The organism is Allobosea sp. Tri-44 (assembly GCF_004123845.1).
GTDB lineage: Bacteria > Pseudomonadota > Alphaproteobacteria > Rhizobiales > Beijerinckiaceae > Allobosea.
Map to the genome: position 1 here is coordinate 472,475 of NZ_NBDP01000003.1, position 16,094 is coordinate 488,568.

At 67.3% G+C, this 16,094-nt stretch carries 17 protein-coding genes; 11 read left to right on the forward strand and 6 right to left on the reverse strand.

Annotated features, from left to right (window positions below; all coding sequences use genetic code 11):
* The first annotated feature begins 14 nt into the window (after window positions 1–14).
* From B6S44_RS02370 to B6S44_RS02380, 3 genes are all read left to right on the forward strand, one after another.
* Window positions 15–950: a sulfurtransferase gene (locus B6S44_RS02370; RefSeq protein ID WP_129155151.1), complete on the forward strand. Its 936-nt coding sequence runs from the start codon at window positions 15–17 to the stop codon at window positions 948–950.
* An 18-nt stretch (window positions 951–968) separates the two neighbouring features.
* On the forward strand, window positions 969–2,219 hold the full coding sequence (locus B6S44_RS02375; protein WP_129155152.1) for a YeeE/YedE family protein: 1,251 nt from the start codon (window positions 969–971) through the stop codon (window positions 2,217–2,219).
* A gap of 267 nt (window positions 2,220–2,486) precedes the next feature.
* On the forward strand, window positions 2,487–4,472 hold the full coding sequence (locus tag B6S44_RS02380; protein ID WP_129155153.1) for an acetyl/propionyl/methylcrotonyl-CoA carboxylase subunit alpha: 1,986 nt from the start codon (window positions 2,487–2,489) through the stop codon (window positions 4,470–4,472).
* A 36-nt stretch (window positions 4,473–4,508) separates the two neighbouring features.
* On the opposite strand, the gene B6S44_RS02385 is transcribed toward B6S44_RS02380, so the two are convergent.
* The gene (locus tag B6S44_RS02385; RefSeq protein ID WP_129155154.1) at window positions 4,509–5,090 is read right to left on the reverse strand and encodes a helix-turn-helix domain-containing protein; all 582 of its coding nucleotides are present in this window, start codon (window positions 5,088–5,090) and stop codon (window positions 4,509–4,511) included.
* 158 nt (window positions 5,091–5,248) lie between these two features.
* On the opposite strand from B6S44_RS02385, the gene B6S44_RS02390 reads away from it, so the two are divergent.
* Window positions 5,249–6,166: a threonine ammonia-lyase gene (locus B6S44_RS02390; protein WP_248309396.1), complete on the forward strand. Its 918-nt coding sequence runs from the start codon at window positions 5,249–5,251 to the stop codon at window positions 6,164–6,166.
* A gap of 3 nt (window positions 6,167–6,169) precedes the next feature.
* On the opposite strand, the gene B6S44_RS02395 is transcribed toward B6S44_RS02390, so the two are convergent.
* Both B6S44_RS02395 and B6S44_RS02400 read right to left on the reverse strand, forming a co-directional pair.
* The gene (locus tag B6S44_RS02395) at window positions 6,170–7,006 is read right to left on the reverse strand and encodes an aminoglycoside phosphotransferase family protein (protein WP_129155156.1); all 837 of its coding nucleotides are present in this window, start codon (window positions 7,004–7,006) and stop codon (window positions 6,170–6,172) included.
* A gap of 145 nt (window positions 7,007–7,151) precedes the next feature.
* A complete protein-coding gene (locus tag B6S44_RS02400) occupies window positions 7,152–7,931 on the reverse strand; it encodes an SDR family NAD(P)-dependent oxidoreductase (protein ID WP_129155157.1) in 780 nt (259 codons plus the stop codon).
* Between the two features lie 151 nt (window positions 7,932–8,082).
* Here B6S44_RS02400 and B6S44_RS02405 point away from each other — a divergent pair, with 151 nt between their 5' ends.
* Together B6S44_RS02405 and B6S44_RS02410 are read left to right on the forward strand one after the other, a co-directional pair.
* Window positions 8,083–8,520 (forward strand): DUF1489 family protein, encoded by a 438-nt coding sequence (locus B6S44_RS02405; protein ID WP_129155158.1) that lies wholly within the window; start codon window positions 8,083–8,085, stop codon window positions 8,518–8,520.
* 56 nt (window positions 8,521–8,576) lie between these two features.
* Window positions 8,577–8,699: a type II toxin-antitoxin system ParD family antitoxin gene (locus B6S44_RS02410; RefSeq protein ID WP_129155159.1), complete on the forward strand. Its 123-nt coding sequence runs from the start codon at window positions 8,577–8,579 to the stop codon at window positions 8,697–8,699.
* A gap of 86 nt (window positions 8,700–8,785) precedes the next feature.
* On the opposite strand, the gene B6S44_RS02415 is transcribed toward B6S44_RS02410, so the two are convergent.
* Together B6S44_RS02415 and panC are read right to left on the reverse strand one after the other, a co-directional pair.
* Window positions 8,786–9,358, reverse strand: a complete 573-nt coding sequence (locus B6S44_RS02415) for a hypothetical protein (protein ID WP_129155160.1) — start codon at window positions 9,356–9,358, stop codon at window positions 8,786–8,788.
* 48 nt (window positions 9,359–9,406) lie between these two features.
* The gene (panC, locus tag B6S44_RS02420) at window positions 9,407–10,255 is read right to left on the reverse strand and encodes a pantoate--beta-alanine ligase (protein ID WP_129155161.1); all 849 of its coding nucleotides are present in this window, start codon (window positions 10,253–10,255) and stop codon (window positions 9,407–9,409) included.
* A gap of 84 nt (window positions 10,256–10,339) precedes the next feature.
* Here panC and B6S44_RS02425 point away from each other — a divergent pair, with 84 nt between their 5' ends.
* Window positions 10,340–11,089: a VWA domain-containing protein gene (locus B6S44_RS02425; protein ID WP_248309397.1), complete on the forward strand. Its 750-nt coding sequence runs from the start codon at window positions 10,340–10,342 to the stop codon at window positions 11,087–11,089.
* On the forward strand, window positions 11,089–11,817 hold the full coding sequence (locus B6S44_RS02430; RefSeq protein WP_129155567.1) for a DnaJ domain-containing protein: 729 nt from the start codon (window positions 11,089–11,091) through the stop codon (window positions 11,815–11,817). The genes B6S44_RS02425 and B6S44_RS02430 overlap by 1 nt, the downstream gene beginning before the upstream one ends.
* Window positions 11,818–11,834: 17 nt before the next feature.
* On the opposite strand, the gene B6S44_RS02435 is transcribed toward B6S44_RS02430, so the two are convergent.
* Entirely contained in the window at window positions 11,835–13,529 is a 1,695-nt protein-coding gene (locus B6S44_RS02435; protein ID WP_129155162.1) for a serine hydrolase, read from the reverse strand.
* A gap of 326 nt (window positions 13,530–13,855) precedes the next feature.
* On the opposite strand from B6S44_RS02435, the gene B6S44_RS02440 reads away from it, so the two are divergent.
* The 3 genes from B6S44_RS02440 (at window position 13,856) to clpS (ending at window position 16,076) form a co-directional block, all read left to right on the forward strand.
* Window positions 13,856–14,200 (forward strand): phasin family protein, encoded by a 345-nt coding sequence (locus B6S44_RS02440; protein ID WP_129155163.1) that lies wholly within the window; start codon window positions 13,856–13,858, stop codon window positions 14,198–14,200.
* A 199-nt stretch (window positions 14,201–14,399) separates the two neighbouring features.
* Entirely contained in the window at window positions 14,400–15,485 is a 1,086-nt protein-coding gene (locus B6S44_RS02445; protein ID WP_129155164.1) for an aromatic ring-hydroxylating oxygenase subunit alpha, read from the forward strand.
* A gap of 255 nt (window positions 15,486–15,740) precedes the next feature.
* Complete coding sequence (gene clpS, locus B6S44_RS02450) at window positions 15,741–16,076, forward strand: ATP-dependent Clp protease adapter ClpS (RefSeq protein WP_248309434.1); 336 nt, start codon at window positions 15,741–15,743, stop codon at window positions 16,074–16,076.
* Window positions 16,077–16,094: the final 18 nt, after the last annotated feature.

Sequence of the window (16,094 nt, forward strand, 5' to 3'; positions counted from 1 at the left end):
CAAGGAGCGCCAGAATGTCCGTCCTCTCCCTCATCCGTCGCGGTGCGGCCGTGCTGGCCGCGAGCCTTGCGCTCGGCGGCGCGGCGCTGGCCCAGTCCGGCCCGCTGGTCTCGACCGAGTGGCTGGAGAAGAACCTCAGCGATCCCAAGGTCAGGATCGTCGAGGTCAGTGTCGAGCCCGGCATCTATGAGCGCGGCCACATCCCCGGCGCGCAGAACATCGCCTGGCATACCGATCTCGTTGAAACCGTCTCGCGCGATATCGCCGGCCCGGAGAAGTTCCAGGCGCTGGCCCGCAAGCTCGGCGTCGACAAGGATGTGACCGTCGTCCTCTACGGCGACAACAACAACTGGTTCGCCGCCTGGGGTGCCTGGGTGTTCGACATCTACGGGCTGCGCGACAACGTGAAATTGCTGGATGGCGGCCGCAAGAAATGGGAGCTGGAGAAGCGCCCGGTCGCGACCAATCCGGTGCCGGTCAAGGCGTCCAGCTTCAGCGTCGGCGAGCCCAACAAGGCGCTGCGCGCCCGCCTCACCGACGTCGTCGCCACCGTCGAGAAGAAGTCCGAGGCGCGCGTCCTCGACATCCGTTCGCCGGACGAGTTCTCCGGCAAGATCATCGCGCCGGCCGGCTTCCAGGAGCTGGCGCTGCGTGCCGGTCATATCCCGGGCTCGGTCAACGTGCCGTGGGCGCGCGCGGTCAACCAGGCCGACGGCACGCTGAAGTCGCCGGAGGAGCTGAAGAAGCTCTATGCCGAGGTCGGGATCGACGGCAGCAAGCCGGTGATCACCTCCTGCCGTATCGGCGAGCGCTCGAGCCACACCTGGTTCATCCTCTCGCGCGTGCTCGGCTACCAGGCCGCCAATTATGACGGCTCCTGGACCGAGTACGGCAATGTTGTCGGCCTGCCGATCGCGAACCCGGCCGGCACGGTCTGGGGCGGCAAGTAAGACTGCAAGTCAACCTGAATGAGCATTTCCGACGATAGCGGCGCGCTGGACTATGAGCTGGCGCGCCGGCAGGCGGGGGCGGAGCCGATCAGGCTGCCGCCCTTGCGCTTCATCGCGGCGGCAGTCGTCGCCAGCGCGATCGCAGTCTCGATCTACCTCGTCGGGCGCCATGGCGATCCGGCGCCGCAGCTCCAGCTCTCGCTGATCCTGGGCGCGGCTTTCGGCTTCGTGCTGCAGCGCGCGCGCTTCTGCTTCTTCTGCATCTGGAAGGACTGGCTCGACCGGCGCGATCCGCGCGGCCTGCTCGGCATCCTCACGGCGCTTGCGGTCGGGCTCGCCGGCTACACGCTGATCTATGGCGCCTGGCTGCCCGATCCCTCCGGCACGCGCTTGCCGCCGACGGCGCATATCGGCCCGGTCGGTCCGGCGCTGCTGCTGGCGGGTCTCGCCTTCGGCGCCGGCATGGCGATCTCCGGCTCCTGCATCAGCGCGCATCTCTACCGGCTGGGCGAGGGCTCGCCGACCTCACCCGTCGCGCTGATCGGCGCCGGCCTCGGCTTCATCCTTGGCTTCCTGAGTTGGAACGAGCTCTATCTCCTGACGATTTCGGATTCGCCCGTACTCTTCCTGCCGCGCCAGCTCGGCTATGGCGGTGCGCTGCTGGCGGGACTCGTCGTTCTCGGCGCTGCGGCCTGGTGGCTGCTGCGGACGGGTCGGCCGGGCGAGCACGAGCCTGCGGATAACATGCCGGTCGATCCGGTCGCCGCGATCTTCCTGCGCCGTTGGCCGACCTGGTTAGGGGGGCTCTTCGTCGGGCTGATCGGCGTTGCCGCCTACCTCCGCCTCTCACCGCTTGGTGTCACCGCCGAGCTCGGCTCGCGCTCACGCCAGCTCGCGACCGGGCTCGACTGGCTGCCGGCGCGGCTTGAAGGGCTCGACAGCTTCCGCGGCTGCGCCACCCTGATCCGCGAGACGCTGCTGACGCCGAACGGGCTCTTCGTCGCTGGGCTCGTCGCGGCCGCCTTTGCCGCTGCGCTGGCTGCGGGAGAGTTCAAGCCGCGGCGGCCAAGCGGCGGGCATGTCCTGCGCGGATTGATCGGCGGGACATTGCTCGGCTGGGGCACGGTGTTCGGGCTCGGCTGCACGGTTGGGACGCTGCTCTCGGGCATCTCGGCCGGCGCGGTTTCCGGCTGGGTCTTCGGGCTCGGGCTGATCGCCGGTACGACGGTGACGTTGAAGTTCGGGCGGCGGTTGCGACTGCTGGATTGAGGCGCGGAACCACGCCGTCATTCCGGGGCAGCCCGCAGGGCTGAGCCCGGAACCCAGAACCGATGTCGGTTGTCATTGGAGCGAAGGTAGGCTGCCCTTCTGGGACAGGGCATCGGTTCTGGGTTCCGGGCCCTTCGCTGTGCGAAGTCCCGGAATGACGAGGAAGGTGCAAGCGCCCATCCGCACCCTGCGCAACAAGGCGCAGACAAGGGCTTCGGCTGGGCTATAACGGGGCATCGGTTCGAGGATGTCCCCGAGGAAGCTTGTATGTCGATTGCCGCCAAACTGCCCTCCATCCTGATCGCCAATCGCGGCGAGATCGCCTGCCGGGTGATCCGCACCGCCAAGCGTCTCGGCCTGCGCACCATTGCCGTCTATTCGGACGCCGATGCCGAGGCGCTGTTCGTCGAGATGGCGGACGAGGCCTATCGGATCGGCCCGGCGCCGGCGCGCGAAAGCTATCTCGATGCGGACAAGATCCTCGCCGTGGCGAAGCAGGCTGGCGCGGCCTGCATCCATCCGGGCTACGGCTTCCTCTCGGAGAATGCCGATTTCGCCGATGCCTGCGCGGCGGCCGGCATCGTCTTCGTCGGGCCGCCGGCTTCGGCGATCCGGGCCATGGGCCTGAAGGACGCCGCCAAGGCATTGGTCGAGAAGGCCAATGTCCCGGTGGTGCCGGGCTATCACGGCGCCGAGCAGGATGTCGGTTTCCTGGCCAAGGAGGCCGGGCGCATCGGCTATCCCGTGCTGATCAAGGCGGTCGCCGGCGGCGGCGGCAAGGGCATGAAGAAGGTCGACCGGCCCGAGGATTTCGCCGATGCGCTCGCCAGCGCCCAGCGCGAGGGCAAGAACGCCTTCGGCGATGCGCGGGTGCTGGTCGAGAAATACGTGCTCTCGCCGCGCCATGTCGAGATCCAGGTATTCGGCGACAGCCATGGCAATGTCGTCCACCTCTATGAGCGCGACTGCTCGCTGCAGCGCCGCCACCAGAAGGTGATCGAGGAGGCACCGGCGCCAGGCATGACGCCGGAGGTGCGCGCCGCCATGGGCAAGGCGGCGACGGAAGCCGCCAAGGCGGTCGGCTATGTCGGCGCCGGCACGGTCGAGTTCATCGCCGACGGGCGCGACGGCCTCAGGGCCGACCGGTTCTATTTCATGGAGATGAACACCCGTCTCCAGGTCGAGCATCCCGTCACCGAGGCGATCACCGGGCTCGATCTGGTCGAGCTCCAGCTCAAGGTCGCCGCCGGCGAGCCGCTCGGCTTCGCGCAGGAAGATGTGCGGGCGGAGGGGCATGCCGTCGAGGCGCGGCTCTATGCCGAGGACCCGGAGAAGGGCTTCCTGCCCTCGACCGGCAAGCTCTGGGCGCTGCAATTCCCGCAGAGCGAGGACATCCGCATCGACACCGGCGTCGAGGCCGGCGATACGGTAACGCCCTATTACGATCCGATGATCGCCAAGGTGATCGCGCATGGTCGCACCCGCGACGAGGCGCTCGACCATCTCGCTTTCGCGCTCGGCGAGACCATCGTCGCCGGGCCCCGCACCAACCTCGCTTTCCTGAAGAAGCTCGCCGAAGCAGAGGGCTTCCGGAAGGGGCCGTTCGACACCGGCTTCATCGAGCGCAATATCGAAGCGCTCGGGGCCGAGCCGCAGCCGCTCGATGCGGCGGCGGTCGCGGCGGCCGCGCTGCAGTTGGAAGAGGAGCGCCAGGTGGCGGCGCTCGACCTCGCTATCGAGCGGACCGGCGATGAAGCCAAGTCGCCCTGGCTCGACGCCGATGCCTTCTCGCTGATGCCGCGCCCGGCGCTCGGCCTGCCGCTGCTGGTCGATGGTGAGCGGATCGAGGCGAAGATCGAGTGGAATGGCGATGATGCGCGCGTCTCGCTGCCGGGCCATCCGCTGCCCGAAGGCGAGCATGAGGTGACTTTGGCCAAGGCCGAGGCCGGAACCTATCTCGCGCTGCATCGCGGCCGGCAGACCTCCGTCGCGCTGTTCGATCCATTCAGTGTCGATCTCAATGCAGTCGCCGGCGCTGGCGGCGTGATCAAGGCGCCGATGCACGGCAAGCTGATCGCGCTCTTCGTCACGGCCGGTGAGGCGGTGGTAAAGGGCCAGCGCCTCGCCATCGTCGAAGCGATGAAAATGGAGCATGTGCTGACCGCCCCGCGCGACGGCACCGTCACCGAACTCGGCGCCGAACCGGGCGCGCAGGTGGCCGAGGGCGCGAAGGTGGTGGTGCTGGGGGAGTGAGCCGGGCGGCCCTGGAGGCAGCTCTTCTCGAATGCTTCAGGCCTTCGGGCTCGGCGCGAAGCGGTAGTGGATCAGGTCCATGACCACGGCCTCCTCGCGCGTGCGGTTGCGGTAGCCGTGCCGGCGGTCGGCGGGAAACCGCAGCGATTGCCCCTGCCTGAGCGGCCGCCACTCCTCCTCGATCAGCAATTCGACCTCGCCGTGCTGGACGGTGATGTGCTCGACGACGCCGGTATCGTGCGGCTCCGAAATGCTCTCGAAGCCGGGTGCGAAGGTGAGCTCGTAGAGCTCGAAGCCGAACCGCGCTTCGTACGGAAAGACGAGAGCCCGCTGCATGCCCTCCTGCGACGGGCGCACGCGGAGCTCGGCGGCGTCGCGCAAAAGCAGGACATCGCCGTCGCCGCGATCGGCCTCCAGCAATGCCGTCATGGGCACGCCCAGGCCGGTGGCGATCTTCCACAGTGTCGCGATAGTCGGCGTGGATTCGCCGCGCTCGATCTGGCCGAGCATCGCCTTGCTGACGCCGGTGCGCGCCGCGGTCTGATCGAGGCTCCAGCCGCGCTCGCTCCGGATCGACTTGAGCAGCTTCGGCGTATCGACGGGGCCGACTGGCTTCATGGCAGGCACTCTCCATCTTGTGCGTTATTGCGCACAGGCTGCCTGTGCGCTAAAACGCACGCCGTGTTCCTACCATCCCGCCGAAGGCTTGTCCCATGCAGCCAAACACCAGGCTCGACCTTGATCGCATCCGAGAGGCGCGACGAGAGATTTCACCAGTGTTTCGCGACACGCCGCAGTTCCTCGCGCCTACTCTCGGCGCGTTGCTGGGCTGCGAGCTCGTCATCAAGCTCGAAACCGCCAACCCGGTCGGGTGTTTCAAAGGGCGCGGGACCGAGGTCGCGATGGCGCGCCTCGCCAGAAGCTCCGGTCCTAAAGTCGCGGTCTGCGCCAGCGCCGGCAATCTCGGGCAGGCGCTCGCCTATAGCGGCCGGGCACGCGGCATCGACATCATGGTGATCGCAGGCAAAGGCGCCAATGCCGCGAAGATCGAGCGCATTCGCCGGCTCGGCGGGGCGGTCGAGCTGGTCGAAGGCGATATCGAAGATGCCCGTGAACGCGCCCGCGAGATCGCGGCTCGCGGCGAGGGGTTCCTGATCGAGGACAGCGAGAATCTCGACACCTGCGAGGGCGCGGGCACAATCGGCCTCGAACTCGTCGAGGGCTTCGATCGCGTCGATACGGTCCTGCTCGCGCTCGGCGGCGGCGCGCTGGCCACTGGCGTCGGGCATGTCTTCAAGACCCTGGCGCCAGCGACGGAGATCGTCTGCATCCAGCCCAAGGGCGCACCGGCCCTGGCACTATCCTGGCGCGCCCGATCGGTCGTGACCACCGAGCGCACCGACACCATCGCCGATGGTGTCGCCGGGCGGTTTCCCATTCCGGAGGTCCTCGCCGACCTGCTCGCCGTCGCCGACCATGTTCCGCTGGTCGAGGAGGCCGGCATCGTCGAGGGCATGCGGCTGCTCTATCGGCATGCCGCCCTCGTCACCGAGCCTTCGGCGGCGCTTGGCATCGCCGCGATGCTGGAAGATCCCGAGCGTTATCGCGGCAAGCGCGTGGCCACGGTGATCTGCGGGGCGAATGTCTTGCCGGATCGCTTCAGCGCCTGGATGCAAGCACCTCGGTCGCCGTGACGGTCAGAGTGCGTCGAGAGCGACCCTCGCGCGCTCGGCGATGACGAGCTCGATCGCCGGATCGTCATCGTCCCCGAAGACCCAGGCGGCGGAGAGCCCGCACCAGGCCAGGATCCATTTCAGCAGCCGCTCGCGCTCCAACCCGGACTTTGCCAACACGATCCCCAGCCGGCGCTCGAAACAGCCGGGCACTGTCGCGACCGGCGGCTCGGGGTCGGCGAGATCGGGATCGCAGAACAGGATCGTGTATTCGAAGGCGCGGTCGCCGATCACCGATTTCGGGTCGATGGCGAGCCAGCCTTTGGCCTCGAAATCCAGGACATTGTCATGGTGCAGGTCGGCATGCAGCGGCACGATCTCGCGCTGCGCCGCCAGCAACTCGGTTGCCGCCGCGGCCGAGCGAGCGAGGATGCCGCCACGCTCCTGCGCCATTGGGAAGAGGTCCTTGAACCAGGTCTCCAACGGGATCAGCCCGGACGGAGCGGGGCCACGCGGCTTCTGCAAGGCGGCGATGGCGTCGCAGAGGATAGCAGTCGCCTCATCGTCGCCTGCTGAGCCGCTGCGGGCCATGGCCGCGAGCGAACGCGCGCCAGTGGCGCGCTCGATCAGCATCGCCTCGCCATGCTCGCTGCGGGCGAGCAGGCGGGCGGCGCCGTTACCGGCCCAGTACTCGAGCGGCAGGTAGCCGCGCCGCTCGTCCTCGACCTCGGGCAGCTTCAGCATGGCCGGCTGGCCGTCATGCAGGACCGGCAAAAGCTGGCTGGCATGCGTCCTGATCGGCTCGCCGGCGGCTTCAAGATTCCAGCGGATCAGCCAGGGCGAAAAGGCAGCGGTCGGCATCGTCGGTCGTCAATTCCGTCATTGCGAGTACCCGGGTCTTGCCTTCAGCAAGCCCGAGTACAGGCTCCGCGAAGCAATCCAGGGGGATTGCGCGGGCTGTTCTGGATTGCTTCGTCGCTGCGCTCCTCGCAATGACGATCAGAGGTCAATCGGCGGCGCGGCCGCGGCCCATCAGCGGAAACTGCTCGACCTCGTAGATCTGGCCTGAGACATGGCCGCTTTCCTCCGAGAGCCAGAAGGCGGTGTGGGCGGCGATCTCGGCCGGCTGCATGATCTGGCCGAAGGGCGCGAATTCGAGTGGTACCTCCTTTTCCCAGCCCGGCTTCTTGCCCTCGCGCTGCTGCGTTAAGTCCTCATTGGCGGTGAAGGTCCAGCCGACATTGAGCTGGTTGACCCGGATATGCTCGCGCCCGAGCGTGTTGGCGAGGTTGCGCGTCATCGTCATCAGCGCGCCCTTCGACATCGAATAGACGGTGAGGTTGGAATTGCCGCACCAAGCGTTGATCGAGCCGACGGTCAGGATCGAGCCGCCGGATTTCTGCAAGCGGAAGGCGCGGATCGCCGCCTCGGCGCAGAGCAACGGCGCGCGGGTGTTGATCGCGATCACGTGGTCGAAGAAGGCGGCGGTGGTCTCAGCCAGCACGCCGCGCGGATAGATGCCGGCATTGTTGACGAGGCCGTCGATGCGGCCGAAGGCTTTTCGCGTCGCATCGACCAGCGCCTGGGCCGTCGCCGGCTCGGCGAGGTCGCCGGTCGCGCCGGCGGTCGCGGGACCGAGCTTGCGGCAGGCAGTGTCGATCTCGTTCTGCTCGCGGCCGTGGATCAGCACCTTGGCGCCCTCGGCGATCAGGCGTTCGGCCATGGCGTAGCCGATGCCGGTCGAGGAGCCGGTGACGAGAATGGCCTTGCCTTGCAGTCCGCGCATATCGTGCCTCCGTTCGGATCGGTGGCCTTACTAGCCTGTAGGAGCGGCGCCGTCATGATCGCGCTTATGCTGGCCACCCCGGCGCAGCGCGGTTGTGGAGAAAGGCCGCAGGCTCTGGCGAGGGGCGCGTCTGAGGATTAGGTTGCCCGCCATGCCGCTCCATATCCTCAAGCTCTGCGTCGGCGCCGAATCGATCAGCGACCTCGAAGAGTGGATCGCCGAGCGGCAGGCGCTGCGCCGTGCCCGCGGCGAGCCGGCGGAGCAATTGCACACCACCCGGATGGTGCCGAAGCGGGTTGAGGAGATCGTCACCGGCGGCTCGCTCTACTGGGTGATCAAGGGCCAGGTTTCGGCGCGGCAGCGCCTGATTGACATCCGCCCCTTCACCGACGCCGAGGGCATCGGCCGCTGCCATCTGGTGATGGAGCCGGTGGTGGTGCCGGTCGAGCCTCGCCCGTTCCGCCCGTTCCAGGGCTGGCGCTATCTGCAGGACAAGGACGCGCCGCGCGACATCTCCGAGCGCGGCGGCGATCTTGGCGTCATGCCCGAGCAGATGCGGCGCGAGCTGGCGGAACTGGGGCTGTTGTGAGGAAAGACTGCCGTCGCCGAACCAATGACGCCGGTCGCTTGAGACTGCGGTCGTCGATGGTGCGCGAAGTCAGGATCGAGATATTGCGGGAGGCACTGATCGCCGGCGAGAAATCCGGTGAGCCTCAGCGGTTCGATAACACAGCTTTTCTCGCCCGTATGCGAGCCAAGCATCGCTGAAATAGGGCTGCGGTAGCACGGAGAGCGAATATCCGCTTTCCGTTCAGACTGCGGCGAGTACCCGCTGCAGGTCGGCTCGGCGCCTGTCACCGCGTCATTTCTTTCAGCTTCTGTGAGAACTCTCCAAAGGTCAGCTCTGGCGGTGCAGGCGATTTTGATAGCGGCGGCTCGATTATCGTGGTTCGCCAGTCGCCCCAATCGGTGCATTCACTGCAAGCTGTTAGAAGCCACCCTTGGTCGCGTTGGATTGCGACCAGCCCTGTGTTCCCGCCGGTCTTGAAAATCCAGGGCGGTGACGACTCGATGCCCCAGAAATGATTGAACACGTCATGCATCGAGACGGTGTCGTCAGCCAATATCGTCAGCTCGAGATTGATCGCCTGATCCGTCAGGCGCCCGACGAGTGTCATGCATTGCCGCTCGAAACATCCCGCTTCGACCCGAAGAAGCACGGTGTTGCTCCAGGAGGCGTGCCAGGCGACCTTGCTCCCCGCTACCGCCTGTTCCCAATCGGCTGGGCGAACTCTTTTCAGAAGCTCGGTGACGCGATCTTTCAGGTCGTTTGGCAGAGGCTTGTCGATACGAATCAGCGCTGCCAGTGCATAGGTGGAGCTCGCTGACCCGAAGCCGAGCACTGCAGCCAGAATCGTGCTCTGCAAGAACCTGAGCAGGGCTGGCGTGGATCGCATCCGAGCCATTTGCGCGGCCTACACCCCGATATTGTCGATCAGCCGCGTCCCGCCGATCCGAGCCGCGATCAGCAGCCTGATCGGGCCATCGGCGCGGGAGGTCACGGGCGCCAGCGTGTCGGCATGGCGGGCTTCGAGATAATCGAGCTCGAAGCCCGCAGTGATGATCTCGGTCTGCGCCTCCGCGACTGCCTGGAACAGCGGATCGTCGTTGCGGATGCGGGCGGCGAGGCTCTGCATGACTTTATGCAGGGTTGGAGCGAGCGCGCGCTCCTCGGTTGAGAGGTAGCGGTTGCGCGAGGACATTGCGAGGCCGTCTGCCTCGCGGAAGGTCGCGAGCGGCACGATCTTGACGCCGAGATCGAGGTCGCGCGCCATCCGCGTCACCACCTTGAGCTGCTGGTAGTCTTTCTCGCCGAAGACGGCGAAATCGGCTTGGCTCTGCGTGAAGAGCTTGCAGCAAACTGTTGCGACGCCTTCGAAATGCGTCGGGCGGAAGCGATCGTCCAGGCCGACGGCGGCCGGGCCGAGCAGCAGCACGCGGCTGGCGAAGCCGGGTGGATACATCTCCTCGACGGAGGGAAAGAAGATCGCATCGGCGCTGACTGCTTCGAGCTGGGCGCGGTCGCTGTCGAAGGTGCGCGGATATTTCTTGAAGTCCTCATGCGGGGCAAACTGCGTCGGGTTGACGAAGATCGAGACGATGACGCGGCGGGCGTGCTTCTGCGCTTCGGTCACCAGTGCGATATGGCCCTCGTGCAGCGCGCCCATGGTCGGCACCAGCGCGACCTTCTCGCCGGCGGCGCGCCAGGCGGCGACGGCCTCGCGCATCGCCTTGACCGTCTCGAAAACCGCGACCTGTGACATAGCGCTCCTCCAACCCGCTCGACGGGTAGCAAATGCCGGCGGCGCGGCCAATATCTCTGGCATGAGCGAATCCCGGCGGACGGCATGACGCGCGAAGACGGCAAGGCGGTGGGCAAGGCGGGCGAAACGCGTCCGGCGGAGAGCGCTGCGCGCTCGAAGCCCGGTGAGATCGACCGTTTCGTCGCTGCGGCGAAGCAGCTCGCGCCGCTCGCAACCGGGCAGGCCGGGCGGCTCGTCTTCGCGCTCGATGCGACGATGAGCCGGCAGCCGAGCTGGGATCTCGCCTGCTCGCTGCAGGGCCAGATGTTCGAGGTCGCCGCCAGGACGGGCGGGCTCGCGGTGCAACTCGTCTATTTCCGCGGCTTCGATGAATGCCGCGCCTCGGGCTGGCTCGGCGAGCCGCAGCGCCTGACCGGGCTGATGAACCGGATCGACTGCCGCGGCGGGCAGACGCAGATTTCTCGCGTTCTCGCGCACATCCGGGATGAGCAACGCAAGGTGCCGATCCGCGCCTTCGTCTATGTCGGCGATGCGATGGAGGAGAATGTCGACCGGCTCTGCGCGCTCGCCGGCGAACTCGGCCTGCGGGGCATCAAGGGCTTCGTCTTCCAGGAGGGCTCCGATCCTGACGCCAGCGCCGCCTTCTCCGAGATCGCGCGTCTGACCGGCGGCGCTCATGCTGGCTTCGACGTCAATGCGCCGAATTCGCTGCTCGAGCTGCTACGCAGCGCGGCAGCCTATGCCAGCGGTGGGCGCGAGGCGCTTTTGAGGCTCGCCGGCCAAAGCACGGCGGCGCAGAGACTGCTCACGGCAATGGAGGGCCGCAAGCCGTGATGCTGCTTTATGGTGTCGCCACGCTGATCCTGATCTGGTGGGTGGCCAAGTTCTTCGCCGGAGCCGATCCGAAGAAGCTGGTCAGGTTCGGCAAGGTCGTCGGTGGTACGCTCTCGCTCGGCGTCGCGGCGCTGCTGATGCTGCGCGGCCGGGCCGACATGGCGATCTTCCTCGGCGGGCTCGGAGCCTGGCTGCTCGGCTGGAGCGCCTACGGCCCGGGCGGGCTCAAGATGCCGGAATGGGCGAGGGATTGGGGCGGGGCCGGTGGCTCGGCTGGCCGTTCCAAGGTCGCATCGGCGCTGCTCGAAATGGAGCTCGACCATGACAGCGGCGGTATCAGGGGCAAGGTTCTGGCCGGTACCTTCGCCGGCCGCGACCTCGACGATCTCAAGCCCGCCGAGCTCAGCGTGCTGCTGCGCGAATGCCTCGCCGGAGATCCGGACGGCGCGCGCCTGCTAGAGGCATATCTCGACCGCCGGGCGCCCGGCTGGCGTGAAGACGCTGATGGTCACCGCGACGCGGGGCAGCGCGGCCCGGCGCGCACGGGCGCGATGACGGACGAGGAGGCCTACGAGATCCTGGGGCTTCAGCCGGGGGCGAGCCAGGAGGCGATCCGCGATGCCCATCGGGGGCTGATGAAGCGCATCCATCCGGATGCCGGCGGCACCAGCGGGCTTGCCGTTCGGGTCAACCAGGCCAAGGATACCTTGCTGAAAAAGCATGGCTGATCTCCTTTCCCGACCGGTCAGCTGCGGGTCGCGAAGCAGGCGAAGCCGCCGCGCTTGAGCTGGGCGCAGGCCTTCTCGGCATCCTTGGACTCCTCGAAGCCGGCGAAGCGGGCGCGGAACAGGGTGGCACCACCCTTCTCGACCTTCTCGGTGAAGCCGGACGCGTCGGCGAGCGAGCCCGAGGCCTTGGCGCGGGCCCGGGCCAGGATGTCCTTGGCCTTGGCCTCGTCGTCGGTGGCGCCGAGCTGGATCAGCCATTTCGAGGCGATGACGGCCTTCTCAGCCGGCTTGCTCTCGGGGGCCTTGGCTTCAGGCGCCTTGGCGGCGACCTGCGCGACCTTCATCGGTGCCGGTGCCGGCTCGGGCAGGCGGGCTTCATGCTTCTTCGGCATGGCCTGGACCTCGTCCTTGTCCGCGGGCTCGGCCAGCTTGGCGATCGAAGAGGTGACGTCGACATTCGCCGGCGGACGCAGGACCTTGCCCTCGGCCGGCGGGGCGCCGATCGACCAGCGCATCGCCGATGGCGTCGTGGTCGCCGCGACCGGGCGCATATTGGAGAGCGCGAGCGCCTGGGCGCTGCCGCTGAGAGCGCGCGGCGGAGCGATCTGCGCGGTCGTCGTCGTTGCGGCATAGGCGCGGGCGGCGGCCGGCACTTCCGGCTCGGCGCGCGGACGCGGCACCGGGATCGGCGCGGGGGCCGGGGCAGGCTCAGGCGCCTGGGCGATGACAGCCGGGCGAGCCGGCGGCTCGGGAACGGGGGCCGGAGCCGGCGCCCGGAAGCGCTCCTGCTGCGGTTCGGGAGCCTCGGCGATCATCGGGGCGCTGCGGCCGCCGGTGCTGGCGCGTGGCAGGCTGGCGAGGACGAGGTCGGCCATGATCTTGTCGCGCGAGGCGCCGGAGCGGCCGCCGAGCACGATCGAGACGATCTGGCGACCCTCGGTCTTAGCCGACGTCATCAGGTTGAAGCCGGAAGCGCGGGTGTAGCCGGTCTTGATGCCGTCGACGCCCTCGATGCGGCCGAGCAGGCGGTTGTGCCCGCGGACGGTGCGGGAGCCGTACTGGAAAGACCGCATCTGGAAGAGCGGGAAGTACCGCGGGAAGCGCTCCTGGATAGCCCGCGCCAGGATGGTCAGGTCGCGTGCCGTGGTGATGTTCGGCGGCGAGTTCGGCAGGCCGTGCGGATTGTAGAAGCGGGTCGAGTCCATGCCCAGCGAGCGCGCCTTGCGCGTCATCTGCTCGGCGAAGGCGTCTTCCGAGCCGGCGATCGCCTCGGCGACCACGACGGAGGAATCGTTGGCCGACAGGGTGATCATGCTCTTGATCGCGTCCTCGACCTCGATGGTCGAGCCGGCGCGCAGGCCGAGCTTGGTCGGCGGCTGCGAGGCGGCATAGGCCGAGACCTTGAGCTCGGAATTCATGGTGAAGCGGCCGCGCTCCATCTGCTCGAACAGCATGTAGAGCGTCATCACCTTGGTGAGCGAGGCCGGGATGCGCGGCGCATCCTCGTTGACGGCGTGGAGGGTGCGGCCGGTCTTGGCGTCGACGACCATCGCCGCATAGGGCGGGGCGTAGCCGCCCGAGACATGGCGCCGCTTCTTGCGGGCCGCCTCTGCGGGCGAGACCGTCGCAGTCAGCGCAACGGCAGCAACGCTCACCAGCCCGATGAACGCGAGCCAGCGCCCGCGCCGGGAACCAACGCAACCAAAAGCCATGCAACTCGCCTCAACTCACCCACCCGTCCGTCGCAGGCTTTGCAGCGTGGCGCGAAGGACACAGGAGAGGAGGTTAGGTGGATGCGGTTACGGAGGAGTTAAGCGCCAAAAGCGATGTTCGAAGCTGTCTGGTTGCAAACCGTCGCCAATGCACGCTGGGGGGCTCTGCGTTTGGTGCATTGCAGTGCGATGTTGACTTTTATGTTGCGGTGCACAATATCAGAAGCGCCCCGGTGATGGATCTCTTCATCTGACCTTGGGGGCACGGAACCCGGGCCATTTCGGCTCGTCAGCAGAGGCGGCGCCCGCGAGCGTCGGAGGAAACGATGATCCAGCAGTTCGAGACCATCCAGAAGGCTTCCAAAGAGAACGTCGATGCGGCCCTGAAGGCGTTCGGCGCCACCTCGAAGGGCGTGCAGGCGCTCGCCGTCGAGGCGACCGACTATGCCAAGAAGTCGTTCGAGGCCGGCACGGCCACGATCGAGAAGCTTGCCGGCGTCAAGACGCTCGACAAGGCGATCGAGATCCAGTCGGACTACGTCAAGACCGCTTTCGAGGGCTATGTCGCCCAGGTCACCAAGATCGGCGAGCTCTATGCCGCGATCGCCAAGGACGCCTACAAGCCGTTCGAGGGCATCGTCGCCAAGGCCGTCCCGACCGCGGCCAAGTGATTTCGGCAAGCGGCTGATTTTTGTCGGCCGCAGCTGATTGCCAGACGATTTCGAGAAGCCCGGCCCCGGCCGGGCTTCTTTGCATTTGTGGCCATGTTCCAGGCCGAGCGTCCCTCCCGGCAATGCCCTTGCAACTGGCGGGCGGTTGCTTGCGGCCACCGTGATCCGCTTGAGGCCGCGGCAGGAGCCAGAGGCCGCAATGAGCAGTTCGACGACGACCGGAGATGCGCGGACCTCTGCGGAGGCGCCTCCGGCGAGCGAGTTCCGGGAACCGCCCCGGGAAGCCTGGTACTGCGCCCGGAGCGCCGGCAGCCTGGCGCCGGGCGCGATGGCGAGCGTGACGGTCCTCGGCGACCAGATCGTCATCGGCCGCACGAAGGCCGGCCGGCTCTTTGCCTTGCGCGACCGTTGTCCGCATCGCGGCGCGCCATTGTCGGGAGGTCAGTTCGACGGCACCGCGATCACCTGTCCCTTCCATGGCTGGCGCTTCGGCGCCGATGGCCGTTGCCAGGCGATGCCGACATTGGTCGATGGCGACGTCACCGATCCCGGCCAGGTCAAGGTCGGCGAATTTCCGGTCCGCGAGAGCGACGGCATCATCTGGCTCTATATGGGCGCGGGGTTGGCCGAGGCGCCGCCGGTACCGGCGCTCACCCTGGCGGGTGCGACTCGCTGCCGGGTTGCCGTGTCGGTCCTGGTCGAGGCGTCCTATGATTTGTGCGTGCTCAGCCTGATCGACCCGGGCCATGTTGGCTATGTCCACAATTCCTGGTGGTGGCGGCCGACAGCGACGGCGCGGGAGAAGATCAAGGATTTCGAGCCGCTTCCCTTCGGCTTCCGGATGAAGGCGCACAAGGCGGCGGCGAATTCGCGCGGCTACCGCCTGCTCGGCCGGCCGCAGACCGAGGTCGACTTCCTGCTGCCGGGGCAGCGGATCGAGCGCATCCGCATGGGCGAACGCTCGATCATCAACGCGACCTTCGCCACGCCGATCGATGCGCGCCGGACGCTGCTCACCAATGTGCTGCTCTCGGACCTGCCCCAGCTCATGCCGCTCGCGCCGCTGATCGGATGGGCCGGGCGCGCTTTCCTGCGGCAGGATCAGCGGATTCTCGAACTGGCCCAGCAGGGGCTGGAGCGCAAGCCGACCATGCTGCTACTCGGACAGGCCGACCGGCTGGGGCAATGGTATTTCCGCCTGAAGCGGGATTATGCTGCCGCTCGCCATGAAGGAAAGGCGTTCAGCAACACGCTCGCACCGGAGCGACTGCGCTGGCGTACCTGACGCTGTGCCACAGCTTACCTTCCGATTCTCCGCCGCTGCCCGGCTTCACCGAGCCCGCAGCGGCACTTCTTTGTGGTCTGCGGTTGCAACGGGCTGGCGAAGCCGCTGCGACGTCTGTAAATTCGTGAGCGAAGCACTATCTTGAGGTCAGCCTTCGGGACGGACACCTTGAGCCACGCAGCCACCACGCCGATCGATCAGGACCTGCCAGCCGGCCTCGCGCCGCGCGGGATCGCGTCCGCCTACGCGCCGCAGCTGGCCTCGAAGCCGCGTCCGCCGTCGGCCCCCACCGATGGCGACCGTGCCGGCACCGCCGTGCTCACCCGCACCCGCACGCGCAAGCCGAACCTCTATCGCGTGCTGATCCTCAATGATGATTACACCCCGATGGAGTTCGTGGTGCACGTGCTGGAGCGGTTCTTCAACAAGGACCGGGCCGAGGCGACGCGCATCATGATGCATGTCCATCAGAACGGCGTCGGCGAATGTGGCGTCTTCACCTACGAGGTCGCTGAGACCAAGGTCACCCTGGTGATGGACCTTGCCCGTAAGCATATGCATCCGCTGCAATGCGTGATGGAGAAAAAGTAGCTTTGAACATCATCCTCT